Here is a 15,817-nt window from a genome sequence, read left to right as displayed (position 1 = left end):
ACCGCCCGTTGGATTACGCGGCTACTAGCCCTTGAAACGCGGGAACGCGCTGCGGCCGGCGTAGCGTGCGGCGTCATCGAGTTCCTCTTCGATGCGCAGCAGCTGGTTGTACTTGGCGACGCGCTCGGAGCGGGCCGGGGCGCCGGTCTTGATCTGGCCGGCGTTGGTGGCCACCGAGATGTCGGCGATGGTGGTGTCCTCGGTCTCGCCGGAGCGGTGCGAGGTGATGGTGGTGTAGCCGGCGCGCTGGGCGAGGCTGACGGCGTCCAGGGTCTCGGTCAGGGAGCCGATCTGGTTCACCTTGACCAGCAGGGAGTTTGCGGTCCGGGTGTCGATGCCGCGCTGCAGGATGGACGGGTTGGTGACGAAGAGGTCGTCGCCCACCAGCTGGACCTTGTCGCCGATGGCGTCGGTGAGGGTCTTCCAGCCTTCCCAGTCGTTCTCGTCCAGCGGATCCTCGATGGAAACCAGCGGGTAGTCCGCAACGAGCTCTGCGTAGTAGGCGCTCATTTCGCTGGCGGACAGTGCCTTGCCTTCGAACTGGTAGGCGCCGTCCTTGAAGAACTCGGAAGAGGCAACGTCCAGGGCCAGGGCGATGTCCTTGCCCGGGGTGTAGCCGGCGTTCTTGATGGCTTCCTGGATCAGGTCCAGCGCTGCGCGGTTGGACGGCAGGTTGGGCGCGAAGCCGCCTTCGTCGCCAAGGCCGGTGGAGAGGCCCTTTTCCTGCAGGACAGCCTTGAGCGCGTGGTAAACCTCAACGCCCCAGCGGAGGCCCTCGGAGAAGGTCTCAGCACCCAGCGGGACAACCATGAATTCCTGGATGTCGACGTCGGAGTCGGCGTGCGAGCCACCGTTGAGGATGTTCATCAGCGGAACGGGCAGCACGTGGGCGTTCGGGCCGCCCAGGTACTTGTACAGCGGGAGGTCAGCGGAAGCGGCGGCTGCGTTGGCGACGGCCAGGGAAACACCCAGGATGGCGTTGGCGCCCAGCTTGCCCTTGTTCGGGGTGCCGTCCAGGTCCAGCATGGCCTGGTCGATGCTGCGCTGGTCGGTTGCGTCGAAACCGGTGAGGGCGGGAGCGATCTGGTCGATCACGGCGTCAACGGCCTTCTGGACGCCCTTGCCGAGGTAGCGGCCCTTGTCGCCGTCGCGGAGTTCGACTGCCTCGTGCTCGCCGGTGGATGCGCCGGACGGAACTGCTGCGCGGCCGATCTGGCCGTCAGAAAGCAGGACCTCAACTTCTACGGTCGGGTTGCCGCGGGAATCGAGGATCTCGCGGGCGTGGATGGCATCGATAAGCGCCATGAATTTGCTCCTTATGGGCGATTAACGGGGGGATGTGGCAGAAAAACTCGACGTCCTCGTCAGGAAACAGCGTAGTCGAGAGTGGTGGAGGTTACGGAAACCTCACCACCGGCGGACGTCATGATGGTGCAGGGTCCGGCCCTTCCGGGTTGCGGCTTGCCTGCTGCTGGTAGTGCCGCACGGCCCCGCGAAGGGCGCGTTCGGCGTCGAACCCGCCGGCGTGGGCGGAACGGACGACGGCGAGGAGCAGGTTTCCGAGCTCCTCCTCCGACGCGAAGGGGCCGGCTTCGACCGCGGCGGGCCCGGCCTCAATTGCTGCTGGCGCGGCTACGCCGGCCCGCGCAGCCCGGTCGAGCGATTTCTGTGCCCTGGCGAGGGCCGGCAGCGCCTGCGGAATGCCCTCGAACTGGTCCGTCCGCTCCGGTTTTTCGGCCCGCTTGACCGCGTCCCACTTCTGCACGATCTGTTCCACGGTGGCGGGAAAGCTGTCCTGCAGGGTGCCGTCCGGGCGGAAGACGTGCGGATTGCGGCGGATCATCTTGGCACCCAGGCCGCGCGCGACGTCGTCGAACGTGAACGCGCCGCGCTCCTCAGCCAGCCGGGCGTGGAGGACCACCTGGAGCAGGACATCGCCCAGCTCGCCAAGCAGCTCACTGTCCGGGTGACCTTCCTCGATGGTCTCGGCCACTTCGTAGGCCTCTTCGAGGAGGTATTCCACGAGCGATGCGTGGGTCAGGGCGCCCATCCACGGGCAGTGCGCCCGCAGCTGGGCTATCAGCCCCAGCAGCTCCCCCAGCTCGCCCTTTGGGGAGCCGGGGGTTTCGGGATGCTGGTCAGCCAAGGTTGGCGTAGGCGTCGTTGATGTACTCCACCAGCGCTTCCTTTTCCTCGAGCGGCAGGAAGGCGGCTTCGGCCGCGTTCAGGGTGAGCTCCAGCAGGTCATCGAGATCGTAGTCGAACGTCTCCACGAGCAGTTCGAACTCATCCGTGAGGGTGACGCCGCTCATGAGGCGGTTGTCGGTGTTGATGGTGACGTTGAAGCCCAGCTGGTAAAGCATGTCCAGGGGGTGGCTTTCGATGCCCTCACCGAAAGCGGCGATTGCTCCGGTCTGGAGGTTGGACGACGGGCAGATTTCCAGGGCGATGCCGCGGTCCCGGATCCAGCTCGACAGATCGCCCAGAGTGACCAGGCCCACCGTGTCCTCGGATTCGGTGTCTTCGTCGAATTCCACCGTGACGTCCTCGGCGATCCGGACGCCGTGGCCCAGGCGCAGCGCGCGGCCGTCCACGAGGGCGGACTGGATGCTGTCCAGGCCCGCCGCTTCGCCGGCGTGGACAGTGGCGGGGAAGTTCTGCTGCGCCAGGTAGGTGAAGGCGTCACGGAAGCGGGACGGCAGGAAGCCGTCCTCGGCCCCGGCGATGTCGAAACCGACTGCGCCCTTGTTGCGGTGGCGGACGGCCAGCTCGGCGATCTCCTGGCCGCGGTCGGCATGGCGCATCGCGGTAATGAGCTGACCCACCTGGATTTCGCGGCCGCTGTCGCTGACTGCCTCGACACCGGCTTCGAGGCCTTCCTGGACCGCTTCGACTGCCTCGTCGAGGGTGAGTCCCTTCTGGAGGTGCTGCTCCGGCGCCCAGCGCACCTCGCCGTACACCACGCCGTCGTCCGCCAAATCCTCGACGAACTCCTTCGCTACCCGGACCAGGCCTTCGTGCGTCTGCATCACGGCCACCGTGTGATCGAAGGTTTCGAGGTAGCGGACCAGGGAACCGGAGTCCGCGGACTCGCGGAACCATTCGCCCAGGGCCACGGGATCGGTGGAAGGGAGCTGGTGGCCCACGGCCTCCGCCAGTTCGATGATGGTGGCCGGACGGAGTCCGCCGTCCAGATGGTCGTGCAGCGACACCTTCGGCAGGCTCTTCAGGTCGAAATCGATGGCAGGGGCTTCGTCAACAATAGGCTCAGTCACGTTCCCACCTTAGGGTGGGTGCCGGTTCAATGCCAGCCGCTAGGCGGCAGTGGGTCCGCCGTCCTTGGCTGCCGGTGCGAGGAATGCCGGACCGCCGGTTGAGCTGTCCCGGGCACCGGAGGGGCCGCCGTCCAGCCACTCGTCCACTTCCGTGGCGTCCTTGCGGGCCAGGTGCTTGTGCCACCAGCGCAGCATGTGGTCCAGGAGGACACCCAGGACGATGGCGAACACCACGGCGATGCCGGCGCTGAGCAGCGGGTTGTGGTGCAGCCAGGGGAACGAGCTGGCCAGCAGGCCGATGCCGATGGAGTAGCCCACCCAGGTGAGGCAGGCGAAGGCGTCAAGGACGAAGAAGCGGCGGTGGCCGAACCCGGTGCTGCCCGCCACGTAGTTGACTGCCACCCGGCCCCAGGGAATGTAGCGTGCGGTGAAGATCAGTACCGCGCCGCGCTTATCCAGTTCATAGCGCGCCCAGCTGAAGACCTTCCGGACCCTGGGCCTGCGCATCCACTTCCACCGGTCCAGGCCGATTTTGCGGCCGAGCATGAAAGCCATGTTGTCTCCGGCCATGGCGCCGATCAGCGCGGTGGCACCAAGGATCCACATGTTGGGTTCGCCGCTGTGCCGGGAGAAGGCCGCCAGGGCGACGATGAGGGTCTCACTGGGGACCACCATCGCGAAGCCGTCCACGAAAAAGAACACCAAGAGGACCGGGTAGATCCACCACTGGCCCGCTGCATGGAGCACGGCCTCATTAATAAACTCCACGCAGTCTTGCTCCTAGACAAAAATGCCGCTGCCATAGCGACGCAGCCAAAGCGGAAATCGTTCCTAAGTGTCCCACGGCGGAGGCGTCGTTCGCTACGCCCCCGCCCCGGGAACACCACTGCAACGCTATCCCGGCAGCGCATGCGCCGGCGTCGTCCCAGCGGCTGATCTTGGCGCCGTCCGGGCCTCCTCCCCCGGGTGGAGACGGGGTGCCGCGGAAGGGGACGCCGCGGGACTGGTTCAGGCTTCGGGTTCGCGAATCCGGTCCACGACGTTGGGCTTGCCCCTGAGCTTGTTAATCACCAGGTCCACGATGATGCCAAGCGCCACGGCGCAGACGATGGCGATGGCAGCGCCCAGGAGGTGGTTCTCCTCGAACCACTGCCCGAAGAACAGCCCGATACCCACCGAGTAGGCCGCCCACAAGGCTGCGGACAGGCAGGTCAGGCCGACGAAACGCAGGTGGTGGTAGTGGGTTACGCCGGCCGTCAGGTTGACGGCAACCCGGCCGATGGGGACAAACCGCGCCACGAGGATCAGCGAGGCGGGCCGTTTGCGCAGTTCCGCGCCGGCCCACCGGAACGCGCCCTGCATGCGCTGGCCGCGCATCCAGGCCCACCGGGTGGTGCCGACCTTCCGGCCAATCAGGTAGGCGATGTTGTCCCCGGCGAACGCGCCCAGCGCAGCAACGGCCATCAGGACGTACGGATTGGGTATGTCCGCCGTGGCGGCCACGGCCGCGAGGCCCACCACGACGGACTCGCTGGGGATCGGAGGGAAGAAGCCGTCAATGACGCAACAGGCCAGGACGAGGAAGAGTACCCAGGGTTGTCCGGCTGCAGCGAGGATGAAGTCATTGATGGCCTGCATAGCTTTCTATGCTATTCGGTCAATGATCAACTGCTGTGCGGGCCGCGAACCCTCCGGTGCAATCACCACTGCGTGCTCCAGCGCTTCCTTTGCCCGGTCGAAACGCTCAGGGGTGTCCGTCAGCAGGGTCATCAGCGGTTCGCCGGCCCGGACCACAGCACCCGGCTTGGCATGCATGCGCACCCCTGCGCCTGCCTGCACGGCATCCTCCTTGCGGGCACGTCCGGCTCCCAGGCGCCAAGCCGCAACGCCCACGGAAAGGGCATCCAGTTCCACCACCACGCCGTCGGCCGGAGCGTAAACCACCTCCGACTCCCTGGCCACCGGCAGCTTAGCGGCGGGGTCCCCGCCCTGGGCCCGGATCATCCTGTGCCAGACGTCCATGGCGCGCCCGTCCTTGAGGGCTGCGGCCGGATCGGCGTCGTGCACTCCTGCGCAGGCGAGCATTTCCTCGGCGAGCCTGACCGTCAGTTCGACGACGTCGGCCGGGCCGCCGCCCGCCAGCACCTCCACCGATTCCTCGACTTCGATCGCGTTCCCGGCTGTCAGGCCGAGCGGGGTGCCCATGTTGGTGAGCAATGCCACCGTGTTCACGCCGGCGTCCTGGCCCAGGGCCACCATGGTTTCCGCCAGCTCGCGGGCCTTGGCCTCGTCCTTCATGAACGCACCGCTGCCCACCTTCACGTCGAGCACGAGGGAGCCGGTGCCTTCGGCGATCTTCTTGCTCATGATGGAGGAGGCAATCAGCGGGATGGCCTCCACCGTGCCGGTCACGTCGCGCAGCGCGTACAGCTTCTTGTCTGCCGGGGCCAGGCCTGCCCCGGCGGCGCAGATGACCGCGCCCACGTCCTGGAGCTGGGCGAGTATTTCGTCGTTGCTCAGGGACGCCCGCCAGCCGGGGATCGATTCCAGCTTGTCCAGGGTGCCGCCGGTGTGCCCCAGGCCGCGGCCGGACAGCTGCGGGACGGCGACGCCGAACACCGCCACCAGCGGGGCCAGCGGCAGGGTGATCTTGTCTCCCACGCCGCCGGTGGAGTGCTTGTCCGACGTGTATTTCAGGCCGCCGTCGGGGCGGCGAAGGCTGGAGAAGTCCATCCGTTCGCCGGAGGCGATCATCGCGGCCGTCCAGCGCGCAATCTCGGTGCGGTCCATGCCGTTGAGCAGGATGGCCATATTCAGCGCGGCCATCTGCTCATCCGCGATGACGCCGCGGGTGTAGGCATCGATGGTCCAGTCGATCTGCTCCGGGCTCAGCGTGCCCTTGTCCCTCTTGACGCGGATGATGTCCACGGCGTCGAAGGCTTCGGCAACGGTGTCCGTTGCGCGGGTCTCTGTCATCGGGTTTCCTCCAGGTGTTCGGGACCGAAGGCATCAGGAAGGACCTGGTCCATGGTCTTGATTCCTTGGGTGGTCATGAGCTCCATGTCCGGAGCACGGAATTCGTACAGCAACTGCCTGCAACGCCCGCACGGCATCAGCACATTTCCGGTACCGTCCACGCAGTAAAAGGCACGGAGGCTGCCGCCCCCGGTCATCTGGAGGTTCCCCACCAGGGCGCACTCGGCGCAAAGCGTCAGGCCGTAGCTGGCGTTCTCCACGTTGCAGCCACTGACGATCCGGCCGTCCCCGGTGAGGGCCGCAGCCCCCACCGGGAACTTGGAATAGGGCGCGTAGGCTTTGCGCATGGCGTCGACGGCGGCTGCCTCCAGCGCAGGCCAGTCAACAGTGTTCCCCACGCCGGTCAACCCTTGACGTACGGTATGCCGCTGGCCGCCGGCCCCCGGGACCTGCCCACCAGGCCGGCAACGGCCAGGACGGTCACCAGGTACGGGAGCATGGCCATGAACTGGCTGGGAACCGGGGTGCCAATGATGGTGACGATGCTCTGCAGGTTGTCCGCGAAGCCAAACAGCAGGGCCGCGAAGAACGCTCCAATGGGGTTCCACCTGCCGAAGATGAGGGCGGCAAGGGCGATGAACCCGCGGCCGCCGGAGATCTCCTTGGTGAAGCTGTCGATGGCCACCAGGGTGAAGAACGATCCACCGATTCCGGCCACGGCACCGCCCAGGGTGACGTTCCAGAACCGGGTGGCGTTGACGTTGATGCCCAGGGTGTCGGCGGCCTGGGGGTGCTCGCCCACGGCGCGGACCCGCAGCCCCCAGCGCGTCTTGAAGAGGCCTACCCAGACCACCAGTACTGCGACGTACATCAGATACCCCACCAGCGACTGGCGGAACAGGATGGGTCCGATGATGGGAACCTCGGACAGGACGGGGATCTCGATGATGTCCAGCCCCGGCGGCGAGTTGAACCGGGCTTTGTCTTCCTGCATCACGGTGCTGAAGAGGAAGCCGGTGACGCCGGAGACGAGGACGTTCAGGACAACGCCAACGATGATCTGGTTGACCAGGTACTTGATGCTGAACAGGGCCAGCACCATGGACACCACGGCGCCTGCAACGGCCGCGGCAGCCAGGCCGATGAAGGGGTTCTGCGTCATGGTGGCAACAATGGCGGCGGTGAAGGCGCCACCGAGCAGCTGGCCTTCGATGGCGATGTTAACCACGCCGACGCGTTCGCAAAGGACACCGGAGAGCGAACCGAACACCAGCGGCACGGCCAGGGTGACCGAGCCGGCGATGAGGCCTGCCAGCGAGATGCTGGGAGTGCGGGCGCCGCCCACCACCCAGATCAGGAACGCGGCCACGAACAGGACAATGAACGTAACAGTCAGCCAGCCGGGGGCAGGGCGTCCCTTGGTCTTAAGGTAGACGGCGTAAGCGGCGAGGGCCAGGAGGAGCACCGACAGCACAATGCCGCCGCCGAAGGCGTTGACCTCCAGGGCGGGCAACTGGAAGAAGTCGCTTCCCGTGGAGATGCCGAAGCTGGCCGTCTTGTTGGGGCCGAGGAGTCCGAAGAACACGAGGGCGATCAGCCCGAAAGCGGCCAGCAGGACGGGGGTCTTCCAGCTCACCGGCTTGGCGGAGGTGGCTGCCGCGCCGGTATCCGCCGCGGCGTTGTCCGGCTGCGGGTTGCCCGGCCGGGATGAAACTGTTGTGCTCATGCTGCACCTCCGGTGGTGGCTGCCTTCGTGGACTTGGCGGCGCGGGCGGGCTTCTTCCGCCGCGGGTTGAGCCCGAAGACGGCGCGCACCAGCGGCGGCGCGGCGATGAAGAGGACGATCAGCGACTGGACCACCAGGACAATGTCGATGGGCGTGCCGGTCTGGATTTGCATCTGGACGGCTCCGGCGCGGAAGGCGCCGAACAGCAGCCCTGCTGCGAAAGTGCCCCACGGCGTCGAACGTCCCAGCAGTGCGACGGTGATGGCGTCGAAGCCGTAGGTGGCTGCCACGCCGTCCGTGAGGACTTTTTCGGTGCCGGCCACCTGGGCCACGCCGGACATGCCGGCCAGTCCGCCGGCGATGGCCATCACCAGGATGGTGGAGCGGGACACGTTGATGCCGGCGGTCTGGGCAGCCTTGGGGTTGGCACCCACGGCGCGGAACTCGAAGCCGACCGTGGACCGGTTCAGGAGCCACCAGACCAGGAAAGTGGCGCCGATGGCGAGGACGAAGCCCAGGTGGAGCCGGTACTGGCTGCCGAAGATCTGGGGGTACACGGCGGACGGATCCAGGATGGGTGAGATGGGGTTCGACTCCCCCGGGCGCTGGAAGGCCGGGGTGTTCAGCAGGTACCGCAGGAAGTAGAGGGCGATGTAGTTGAACATGATAGTGAGGATGACCTCATGGGCTCCCGTGCGGGCCTTCAGCACGCCGACGAGGCCGCCCCAGAGCGCGCCGCCGATGATGCCCGCCACCAGGACCAGCAACAGGTGCAGGCCCAGCGGGAGGTGCAGTGCGAAACCAACCCAGGCGGCAAGGATGCCTGCCACGATGATCTGGCCCTGGGCGCCGATGTTGAAGAGCCCTGCCCGGAAGGCAAGCGCCACTCCCAGGCCGGCGGTGATCAGCGGCGTGGCGATGGTGAGGGTCTCCATGAACGGAGCGAACTGGGCTGCCACACTGTTGCCGCGGGGGTTGAACACGGCCCCTTGGAACAGGGCGATGTAGGAGCGGGTTGCGGCGTTCCAGACGGCGGTCAGGAAGTCGGCGGGGCGGGCGAAGAAGTAGCTGGCCGTGGAGGCCACCCGAGTGTCGGTGCTGGCAATGAGCAGGCCGCCGATGACGAGGGCCAGGAAAACTGCCAGGACGGACACCATGCCGCTGCCGGTGAAGATCTTTCGGAGCAGCGTGTCAGGGCCGCCGGGCAGCTGGCCGCTTTGGGCACTGGCAGGGACGGCCGAGGGGCCCATGGCGCCGCCGGCCGTGTCCACGGAGACGACGGCGGCGGTTTCCTCGGCGGCAAGGTTGGCCTGGTGCGGCTTGGCTGGCTGGGTGTCACCCTGCTCTTCGCCGCCAGTTCGTTTGGGGGGATGCTGCTCAGACATGGTCGCCTCCCTCGGCGTCGGAGGTGGGGGCCGGGCGGCTGGCGGCCGGCTGGGGTTGGGCCTGTTCATCCGGGTGGATTCCGGCCATCATCAGGCCAAGGACGTCGCGGCCGGTGCCGGCGGGTACGACGCCCACCAGCTTGCCCTTGTACAGCACGGCGATACGGTCAGCGAGTTCCATGACCTCATCGAGTTCGGTGCTGATGATCATCACCGGCGTGCCCTGGTCGCGTTCGGCGACGATGCGCCGGTGGAGGAATTCGATGGAGCCGACGTCCACGCCGCGGGTGGGCTGGGAAGCAATGAACAGGCGCAGGGGGCGGGAGAGCTCGCGGGCCATCACCACCTTTTGCTGGTTGCCGCCGGACAGTGTCCCGGCGGCCGCAGCTGCGGAGGGCGTGCGGACATCGAATTCCTCGATGCGGGCTTTGGCGTTTTCGAGGATCCTGGCCGGGCTCATGCTGATGCCCTTGGCGTAGGGAGGTTTGTCGTAAAGGTCCAGGACCAGGTTTTCGGCGACGGAGAAGGTTCCCACCAGGCCGTCCACCTTGCGGTCTTCGGGGACGAATCCGACGCCGGCCTTCAGGACGTCCTTGACGGACCGGCCCAGGAGTTCCTTGCCGTCGAGGGTGATGGAGCCGGACACCCGCTCCTGGAGTCCCAGGATGGCTTCGGTGAGTTCGGTCTGGCCGTTGCCCTGGACGCCGGCCACGGCCAGGATTTCGCCGCGGGCGATGTCGAAGCTGAGTCCATCCACCACGTGCTGGCCGTTGTGGGCGATGACTGTCAGGTCCCGGACCTCGAAGGTTTTCTCCTGCGGCTTCGCGGGGGCCTTTTCGAGGGTGAGGCTGACGGCGCGGCCCACCATCATCGAGGCAAGGTCCGTGGTGGAAGCCGAGGGTTCCGCGGAGCCGACCACCTTGCCGCGTCGGATAACGGTAATGGTGTCCGAGACTTCCTTGACCTCACGCAGCTTGTGGGAAATGAAGACGATGGAGGTTCCGCCGGCCTTGAGCTGCCGCATGATGTCCAGGAGTTCGTCGGTTTCCTGCGGGGTGAGGACGGCGGTGGGTTCATCGAGGATGAGGACCTTGGCGTTGCGGACCAGCGCCTTGATGATCTCAACGCGCTGCTGGACGCCCACGGGAAGGTCTTCCACCAGGGCGTCGGGATCGACGTCGAAGCCGTACTGGTCCGAGATTTCCCGGATCCGGCGCCTGGTTTCGTCCAGGTTGAGGAAGCCCGCCGCCTTGGTGGGCTCGGCACCCAGGGCAACGTTTTCGGCGACGGTGAATACCGGGACAAGCATGAAGTGCTGGTGCACCATGCCGATGCCGGCCGCCATGGCGTCACCCGGGCCACGGAAGGAGACGGGTTTTCCGTCGATGAGGATTTCGCCGTCGGACGGCTCGTACAGTCCGTAGAGCACGTTCATCAGGGTGGATTTACCGGCCCCGTTTTCGCCCAGCAGGCAGTGGATCTGGCCGGATTCAACCACCACGTCGATGTGGTCGTTGGCGAGCAGGGTCCCAAAGCGTTTGGTGATGCCTCTGAGTTCAAGTTTCAAAACTCTGACCAATCTCGAAGCGTCCGGTGATCGACCGGACGGGATATGTGGCTGCAGCTCCAGCCTAGTGGGTGCAGCCGTCGGAGAACCGGGCGTGGCCCGAAAAAGGGATGCCAGCAAAAAGCGCCACTGCCGGCCTGTCAGGGACGGGCCGGCAGTGGCGCCAAGTGCGGGGTCAGGCCTTCGGGCTCGCGGCGGATTCGACCTTCAGCTTGCCGTCCACGATGTCCTTTTTGATCTGGTCCAGTTCAGACTTCAGGTCCGCGGGAACCTGGGAATCGAAGTCGTGGAACGGGGCCAGCTGCACGCCGTCGTTGGCGAGGGTGCCAACGTAGGGGGTGTTGCTGAACTTGCCGTCCTTGTCTTCCTTCACCACGGTTTCCACGGCCTCGCCCATCTGCTTCATGACCGAGGAGAGCATGATCTCCTTGTAGTCCGGGGCGGTGAGGAAGCCGTCGGAGTCAACCCAGATCAGCTTGACGTCCTTGCCGGCGTTCTTGGCTTCCTGCAGGGCGGCGCCTGCACCCTTGCCCACGGGCCCGGCCACCGGCATGACGATGTCGGCGCCCTGGTCCAGGAAGTTGCGGGTGAGCTGCTTTCCGACGTCCTGCTTTTCGAAGTCGCCGGTGAAGCTGCCGTCCTGGGCGTCCTTGTTCCAGCCAAGGAGCTTGACGTCCTTGCCCTTCTTTTCGTTGTAGTACTTCACGCCGTCCGCGTAGCCGTCCATGAAGATGGTGACGGTGGGGATCTTGATGCCGCCGAAGGTGGCCACGGTCCCGGTCTTGGTGGTGCCTGCGGCGAGGTAGCCGGCCATGAACGCCGCCTGCGCGGTGTCGTAGATGATCGGCTTGACGTTGCTGATGGGCGTCTCGTAGCCGAAGTCGATGATGGCGAAGTGGCTGTCCGGGTTGGCCGTGGCCTGCGCCTTGGTGGCGTCGCCCAGCAGGAAGCCGACGGTCACGGTGAGGTCGCAGCCCGCGGTCACCATGGCACGGAGGTTGGGTTCGAAGTCGTTGTTGGTCTTGGATTCGACCTGGTTCACCTTGATGCCCAGGTCCTTCTCCGTCTTCTTCAGGCCCTCGTAGGAGGACTGGTTGAAGGACTGGTCATCGAACCCGCCGGAGTCGGAGACGATGCAGCCGGTGTAGTCACTGGCACCGGCGGACGAGGTGCTTCCCGGTTCCGGGGCCGCGCCGCAGGCTGTCAAAAGAAGGGCCGAGGCGCTGACGGTAGCCAGGCCGGCCATTGAACCGCGCTTCATGCGTGCACGCAGTGATGTCATCAAGATTCCTCCAGGATGCGAGAGTGGCGCTACGGCACGAATTCAATGAGTGTCCGTTTCTGCACTGAAATTCTGTTGTCACTGATGCCCGCAGCATGCGCCGGAGCGCACTGATCCCATCACTTTAGTGGCCTGCGCCACGTCCCCCTAGCACGCTGGCACCAGTTCCCGGAGATTGTTTACAAGTTGTTACCAAGCAGTAGGGGTGCATGGTGAGGCTAGTGCGTCGGCCCTACAGGCGGACCAGCATCTTGCCCGTGTTGGCTCCATCCAGCAGGTCCATGAAGGCCTGCGGTGCGTTTTCAAGCCCGTCCACCACTGTCTCGTCGTAGCGGACGGCGCCGCTGGCGAGCCAGCCGGCCATCTTCTCGGCGAACTCTGCAGCGTGCTGCCGCTGGCCGCCCACCAGGAAGCCGCGCAGGGTGAGCTGCTTGCCGATGGCCTGCATGAGGTTGTGCGGCGCCGGGGTGGGCTCGGTGGAGTTGTACTGGGCGATGGCTCCGCACATGGCCACCCGGCCGCCGACGTTCAGGACCGATAATGCGGCTTCGAGGTGTTCGCCGCCCACGTTGTCGAAGTAGACGTCGATGCCCTGGGCACCGGCGGCCTTTTCGAGCTGTTCGCGCACGGGGCCGTCGTGGTAGTCGAAGGCGGCGTCGAAGCCGAGTTCGAGGAGCCTGGCCACCTTGGCGGGTGAGCCGGCGGAGCCGATGACGCGGGGGGCGCCCATGGCCTTGGCAATCTGTCCCACCAGCGAACCGACGGCTCCGGCGGCGCCGGAAACGAAGACGGCGTCCCCTTCCTTGAACTCGGCCACTTTGAGCAGGCCTGCGTAAGCGGTGAGGCCGGTCATGCCCAGTGCGCCCAGGAACGCCGATGCGGGAGCCAGGTCGGTCCGGGCCGGGGAGGCCGTGCTGCCGTCCACCACGGCGTATTCGCGCCAGCCGAGGGAATGCACGACGACGTCGCCTTCCTTGTGTGCGTCGGAACGGGACGCGATGACCTCACCCACGGCGCCGCCGTCGAGCGCTTTGTCCAGCGCGAAGGGCGCGGAGTAGGACTTGACGTCGTTCATGCGTCCGCGCATGTAGGGATCCACGGAGATGAACAGGTTCCGGACCAGGATCTGGCCCTCGGCCAGCTCCTGAAGCGGCGATTCGGCCAGGCGGAAGTTCTCCGGGACGGGCCGGCCCACGGGGCGGGAAGCGAGCTGGATTTCACGGGTTGCTGCGGGAATGGTGGTGGTGCTCATGCTGCGTACTCCAAAACTTTGAGTTCGACGGTGATGTTGCCGCGGGTGGCGTTCGAGTAAGGGCAGACCTGGTGGGCTTTGGCCACCAGGGCCTCGGCCGTTGCGAGGTCGAGGGCCGGAAGGGCGATCTCCAGTTCGGCGGCGAGGCCGAATCCTGCACCGTCGTCCAGCTGGCCCAGGTGGACCTTGGCTGCGACGGCGGAGTCGGTCAGGTCGGCGCGCTCCTTGCGGCCCACCAGGCGGAGCGCCGAGTGGAAACATGCGGCGTAGCCGGCAGCGAAGAGCTGCTCAGGGTTGGTGCCCTGGCCGCTTCCGCCCAGTTCCACCGGGCTGGCGAGGCCCACTTCGAGCTTGCCGTCGCTGGACCGGGCGCTGCCGTCCCGGCCCTCGCCGGAGGCAAGTGCTTCTGCTGTGTAAAGGGTCTTCACGTGGATGACCGCCCTTTCATGGTTGGTGTCTGGGTAAATTCTTGGGCCTTGCGGGAGCGTTGTGGCGGGATGTTTCAGACCGCGTCGTGGAGGGCGGCGGTGAGTTTAGCGAGGGTTCCGCGCAACTGCTCAAGCTCTCCGGCCGTGAGTCCGGCGGCGTCGGCCAGGCGCTGGGGAATGGCCCCGGCCTTGCTGCTCAGGTCCTTCCCGGCGGGCGTCAGATGGACGGCCACCCGGCGCTCGTCGTCTCCGGAGCGGCGGCGTTCCACCAGGCCCAGGGCTTCAAGCCGCTTCAGCAGCGGGGACAGCGTTCCGGAGTCGAGGCCGAGCTCGTGGCCGAGATCCTTGACCCCGCGCGGCTCGTTCTCCCACAGCACCAGCATGACGAGGTACTGGGGGTAGGTGAGTCCCAATTCCTCCAGCACGGGCCGATATACGGCCGTGGCAGCACGGGATGCCGAGTAGAGGGCGAAACACACTTGCCGGTCGAGGCGGGGAGCATCAGTCACAACCACAATGCTAGTCCACAATTCAATTGTGCACAACTTACTTTCGGACGCCGCTCCCCCGGACGCGCAAAAAGGCGCGACGCCGGCACTTTGGTAAGTGCCGGCGTCGCGCCTTCTTCGTGCCTGCGTGGGCCGCGCGGTGCGGCCGGGGGTTCCCCTGCCGCTAAGCCGGGAACGCGGCCTACAGGTCGCGGATGGTGCGCAGGGCCGCGCCCGTCAGCACCTGGATTCCGAGACCCAGCGCCCTTTCGTCCAGGATGTAGTCCCCGCGGTGCAGGTCGTATTCCTCGCCGCCCGGCGTCTTGGTGCCCAGCCGCATCATGGCGCCGGGCAGTTCGGCCAGGAACCAGGCGAAGTCTTCCCCGCCCATGGACTGGGGGGTGAGCACCACGGCGCTCTCGCCGATTTCGGCGCGGGCGGATGCTTCGATGAGGGCGGTCTCATGCTCGGAGTTCACCACCGGCGGCACTCCCCTGGTGTGCTCCAGCCGGACGTCCACGCCGTACGGCGCCGCCACCTGGTGGACCACCTCATCGAGCAGTTCACCGGCGGCATGCCAGGCTTCGCGGTCCAGGCAGCGCATGGTGCCGGCCATGTAGCCCACCCCGGGGATGGCGTTGGGTGCGGAGCCGGCGGAGATCTGGCCCCAGACCACGGAGACGCCGCTGCGGACATCAACCCGGCGGGACAGCACGGCGGGCACATTCACGGCGATCTGGGCCAGGGCAAAGACGAGGTCTTCGGTGAGGTGCGGCCGGGAGGTGTGGCCGCCGCGGCCGGACAACTCGATCCGGATGGTGTCCGAAGCCGACGTGATGGCCCCGATGCGGGTTCCGATCTTGCCCACTTCGATCCGGGGATCGCAGTGCAATGCAAGGATCCGGGGAACACCCTCCAGCACGCCCTGCTCGATGCACGCATGGGCACCGCCGGGCATCGTTTCCTCGGCCGGCTGGAAGATGATGCGAATGGTCCCGCCCAGGGGCGACTCCTGGTGCATGCGGTGCAGGACCAGGGCGATCCCCAGCATGGTGGTGGTGTGGACGTCGTGGCCGCAGGCGTGCGTGACACCGTGATTCCTTGACGCGAACGGCAGGCCGGTTTCCTCGATGATGGGCAGGGCATCGATGTCCCCGCGGAGGGCCGTGGCAATGGGGCCCTCACCAACATCCACCGTGAGCCCGGTCCCCTCAAGGCGGCGCGGCGCCAGGCCTGCAGCTTCCAGCCGCTCGGCCAGCTTGTCAGTGGTGCGGTATTCCTTGAACGAAAGTTCCGGATGCGCATGCAGGTCCCGGCGGAATTCGATCAGTTCCGGCAGGAGCGGCTCCAGCCACGGAGCCACCAAAGCGGTGGGTTCGGCTTCAGTAGTGTAATTGCGCACTGCTTCACTCTAGCGATCGCGGCCGCAATAGCGTCC

The 15,817-nt window shown here is 66.5% G+C and carries 15 protein-coding genes; all 15 read right to left on the bottom strand.

What is annotated here, in order from left to right:
- Positions 1-24: 24 nt before the first annotated feature.
- The 15 genes from eno to BLT71_RS07460 all read right to left on the bottom strand — a co-directional run bounded on the left by eno (position 25) and on the right by BLT71_RS07460 (position 15,781).
- A complete protein-coding gene (gene eno / locus BLT71_RS07530) occupies positions 25-1,305 on the bottom strand; it encodes a phosphopyruvate hydratase (RefSeq protein WP_091718936.1) in 1,281 nt (426 codons plus the stop codon).
- 118 nt (positions 1,306-1,423) lie between these two features.
- A complete protein-coding gene (locus tag BLT71_RS07525; protein ID WP_091723886.1) occupies positions 1,424-2,050 on the bottom strand; it encodes a MazG nucleotide pyrophosphohydrolase domain-containing protein in 627 nt (208 codons plus the stop codon).
- Between the two features lie 88 nt (positions 2,051-2,138).
- Positions 2,139-3,275: an adenosine deaminase gene (locus BLT71_RS07520; RefSeq protein ID WP_091718934.1), complete on the bottom strand. Its 1,137-nt coding sequence runs from the start codon at positions 3,273-3,275 to the stop codon at positions 2,139-2,141.
- 39 nt (positions 3,276-3,314) lie between these two features.
- Positions 3,315-4,043, bottom strand: a complete 729-nt coding sequence (locus BLT71_RS07515) for a DedA family protein (protein WP_056082014.1) — start codon at positions 4,041-4,043, stop codon at positions 3,315-3,317.
- Between the two features lie 240 nt (positions 4,044-4,283).
- Positions 4,284-4,913, bottom strand: a complete 630-nt coding sequence (locus tag BLT71_RS07510) for a DedA family protein (protein WP_091718933.1) — start codon at positions 4,911-4,913, stop codon at positions 4,284-4,286.
- A 6-nt stretch (positions 4,914-4,919) separates the two neighbouring features.
- Positions 4,920-6,251: a thymidine phosphorylase gene (locus BLT71_RS07505; RefSeq protein WP_091718930.1), complete on the bottom strand. Its 1,332-nt coding sequence runs from the start codon at positions 6,249-6,251 to the stop codon at positions 4,920-4,922.
- Complete coding sequence (locus BLT71_RS07500; RefSeq protein ID WP_082497437.1) at positions 6,248-6,649, bottom strand: cytidine deaminase; 402 nt, start codon at positions 6,647-6,649, stop codon at positions 6,248-6,250. The genes BLT71_RS07505 and BLT71_RS07500 overlap by 4 nt, the downstream gene beginning before the upstream one ends.
- A gap of 5 nt (positions 6,650-6,654) precedes the next feature.
- Positions 6,655-7,977, bottom strand: a complete 1,323-nt coding sequence (locus BLT71_RS07495) for an ABC transporter permease (protein ID WP_091718928.1) — start codon at positions 7,975-7,977, stop codon at positions 6,655-6,657.
- Positions 7,974-9,362: an ABC transporter permease gene (locus BLT71_RS07490; protein ID WP_091718926.1), complete on the bottom strand. Its 1,389-nt coding sequence runs from the start codon at positions 9,360-9,362 to the stop codon at positions 7,974-7,976. Before BLT71_RS07490 ends, BLT71_RS07495 begins: the two co-directional genes overlap by 4 nt.
- Positions 9,355-10,929 carry an ABC transporter ATP-binding protein gene (locus BLT71_RS07485; protein WP_091718924.1) on the bottom strand — a complete coding sequence of 525 codons (1,575 nt, stop codon included), beginning with the start codon at positions 10,927-10,929 and terminating at the stop codon, positions 9,355-9,357. The genes BLT71_RS07490 and BLT71_RS07485 overlap by 8 nt, the downstream gene beginning before the upstream one ends.
- Before the next feature lie 175 nt (positions 10,930-11,104).
- The gene (locus BLT71_RS07480) at positions 11,105-12,211 is read right to left on the bottom strand and encodes a BMP family lipoprotein (RefSeq protein ID WP_091718922.1); all 1,107 of its coding nucleotides are present in this window, start codon (positions 12,209-12,211) and stop codon (positions 11,105-11,107) included.
- A gap of 232 nt (positions 12,212-12,443) precedes the next feature.
- The gene (locus BLT71_RS07475) at positions 12,444-13,463 is read right to left on the bottom strand and encodes an NADP-dependent oxidoreductase (protein ID WP_091718920.1); all 1,020 of its coding nucleotides are present in this window, start codon (positions 13,461-13,463) and stop codon (positions 12,444-12,446) included.
- Positions 13,460-13,891: an organic hydroperoxide resistance protein gene (locus tag BLT71_RS07470; RefSeq protein WP_091718918.1), complete on the bottom strand. Its 432-nt coding sequence runs from the start codon at positions 13,889-13,891 to the stop codon at positions 13,460-13,462. The genes BLT71_RS07475 and BLT71_RS07470 overlap by 4 nt, the downstream gene beginning before the upstream one ends.
- Positions 13,892-13,965: 74 nt before the next feature.
- Positions 13,966-14,400, bottom strand: a complete 435-nt coding sequence (locus tag BLT71_RS07465) for a MarR family winged helix-turn-helix transcriptional regulator (RefSeq protein ID WP_091718916.1) — start codon at positions 14,398-14,400, stop codon at positions 13,966-13,968.
- Positions 14,401-14,581: 181 nt separating this feature from the next.
- Positions 14,582-15,781: an amidohydrolase gene (locus BLT71_RS07460; RefSeq protein WP_091718914.1), complete on the bottom strand. Its 1,200-nt coding sequence runs from the start codon at positions 15,779-15,781 to the stop codon at positions 14,582-14,584.
- Positions 15,782-15,817: the final 36 nt, after the last annotated feature.

It is taken from the genome of Pseudarthrobacter equi, from assembly GCF_900105535.1.
GTDB lineage: Bacteria > Actinomycetota > Actinomycetes > Actinomycetales > Micrococcaceae > Arthrobacter > Arthrobacter equi.
Note: the sequence above shows the minus strand (reverse complement) of the source record. Positions and strands in the feature narration are given on the sequence as shown.

Excerpts from the sequence above, each read along its gene's own strand:
- eno (WP_091718936.1), bottom strand. The coding sequence starts at position 1,305 with ATGGCGCTTATCGATGCCATCCACGCCCGCGAGATCCTCGATTCCCGC.
- BLT71_RS07525 (WP_091723886.1), bottom strand. The coding sequence starts at position 2,050 with ATGGGCGCCCTGACCCACGCATCGCTCGTGGAATACCTCCTCGAAGAG.
- BLT71_RS07510 (WP_091718933.1), bottom strand. The coding sequence starts at position 4,913 with ATGCAGGCCATCAATGACTTCATCCTCGCTGCAGCCGGACAACCCTGG.
- BLT71_RS07505 (WP_091718930.1), bottom strand. The coding sequence starts at position 6,251 with ATGACAGAGACCCGCGCAACGGACACCGTTGCCGAAGCCTTCGACGCC.
- BLT71_RS07495 (WP_091718928.1), bottom strand. The coding sequence starts at position 7,977 with ATGAGCACAACAGTTTCATCCCGGCCGGGCAACCCGCAGCCGGACAAC.
- BLT71_RS07490 (WP_091718926.1), bottom strand. The coding sequence starts at position 9,362 with ATGTCTGAGCAGCATCCCCCCAAACGAACTGGCGGCGAAGAGCAGGGT.
- BLT71_RS07480 (WP_091718922.1), bottom strand. The coding sequence starts at position 12,211 with ATGACATCACTGCGTGCACGCATGAAGCGCGGTTCAATGGCCGGCCTG.
- BLT71_RS07475 (WP_091718920.1), bottom strand. The coding sequence starts at position 13,463 with ATGAGCACCACCACCATTCCCGCAGCAACCCGTGAAATCCAGCTCGCT.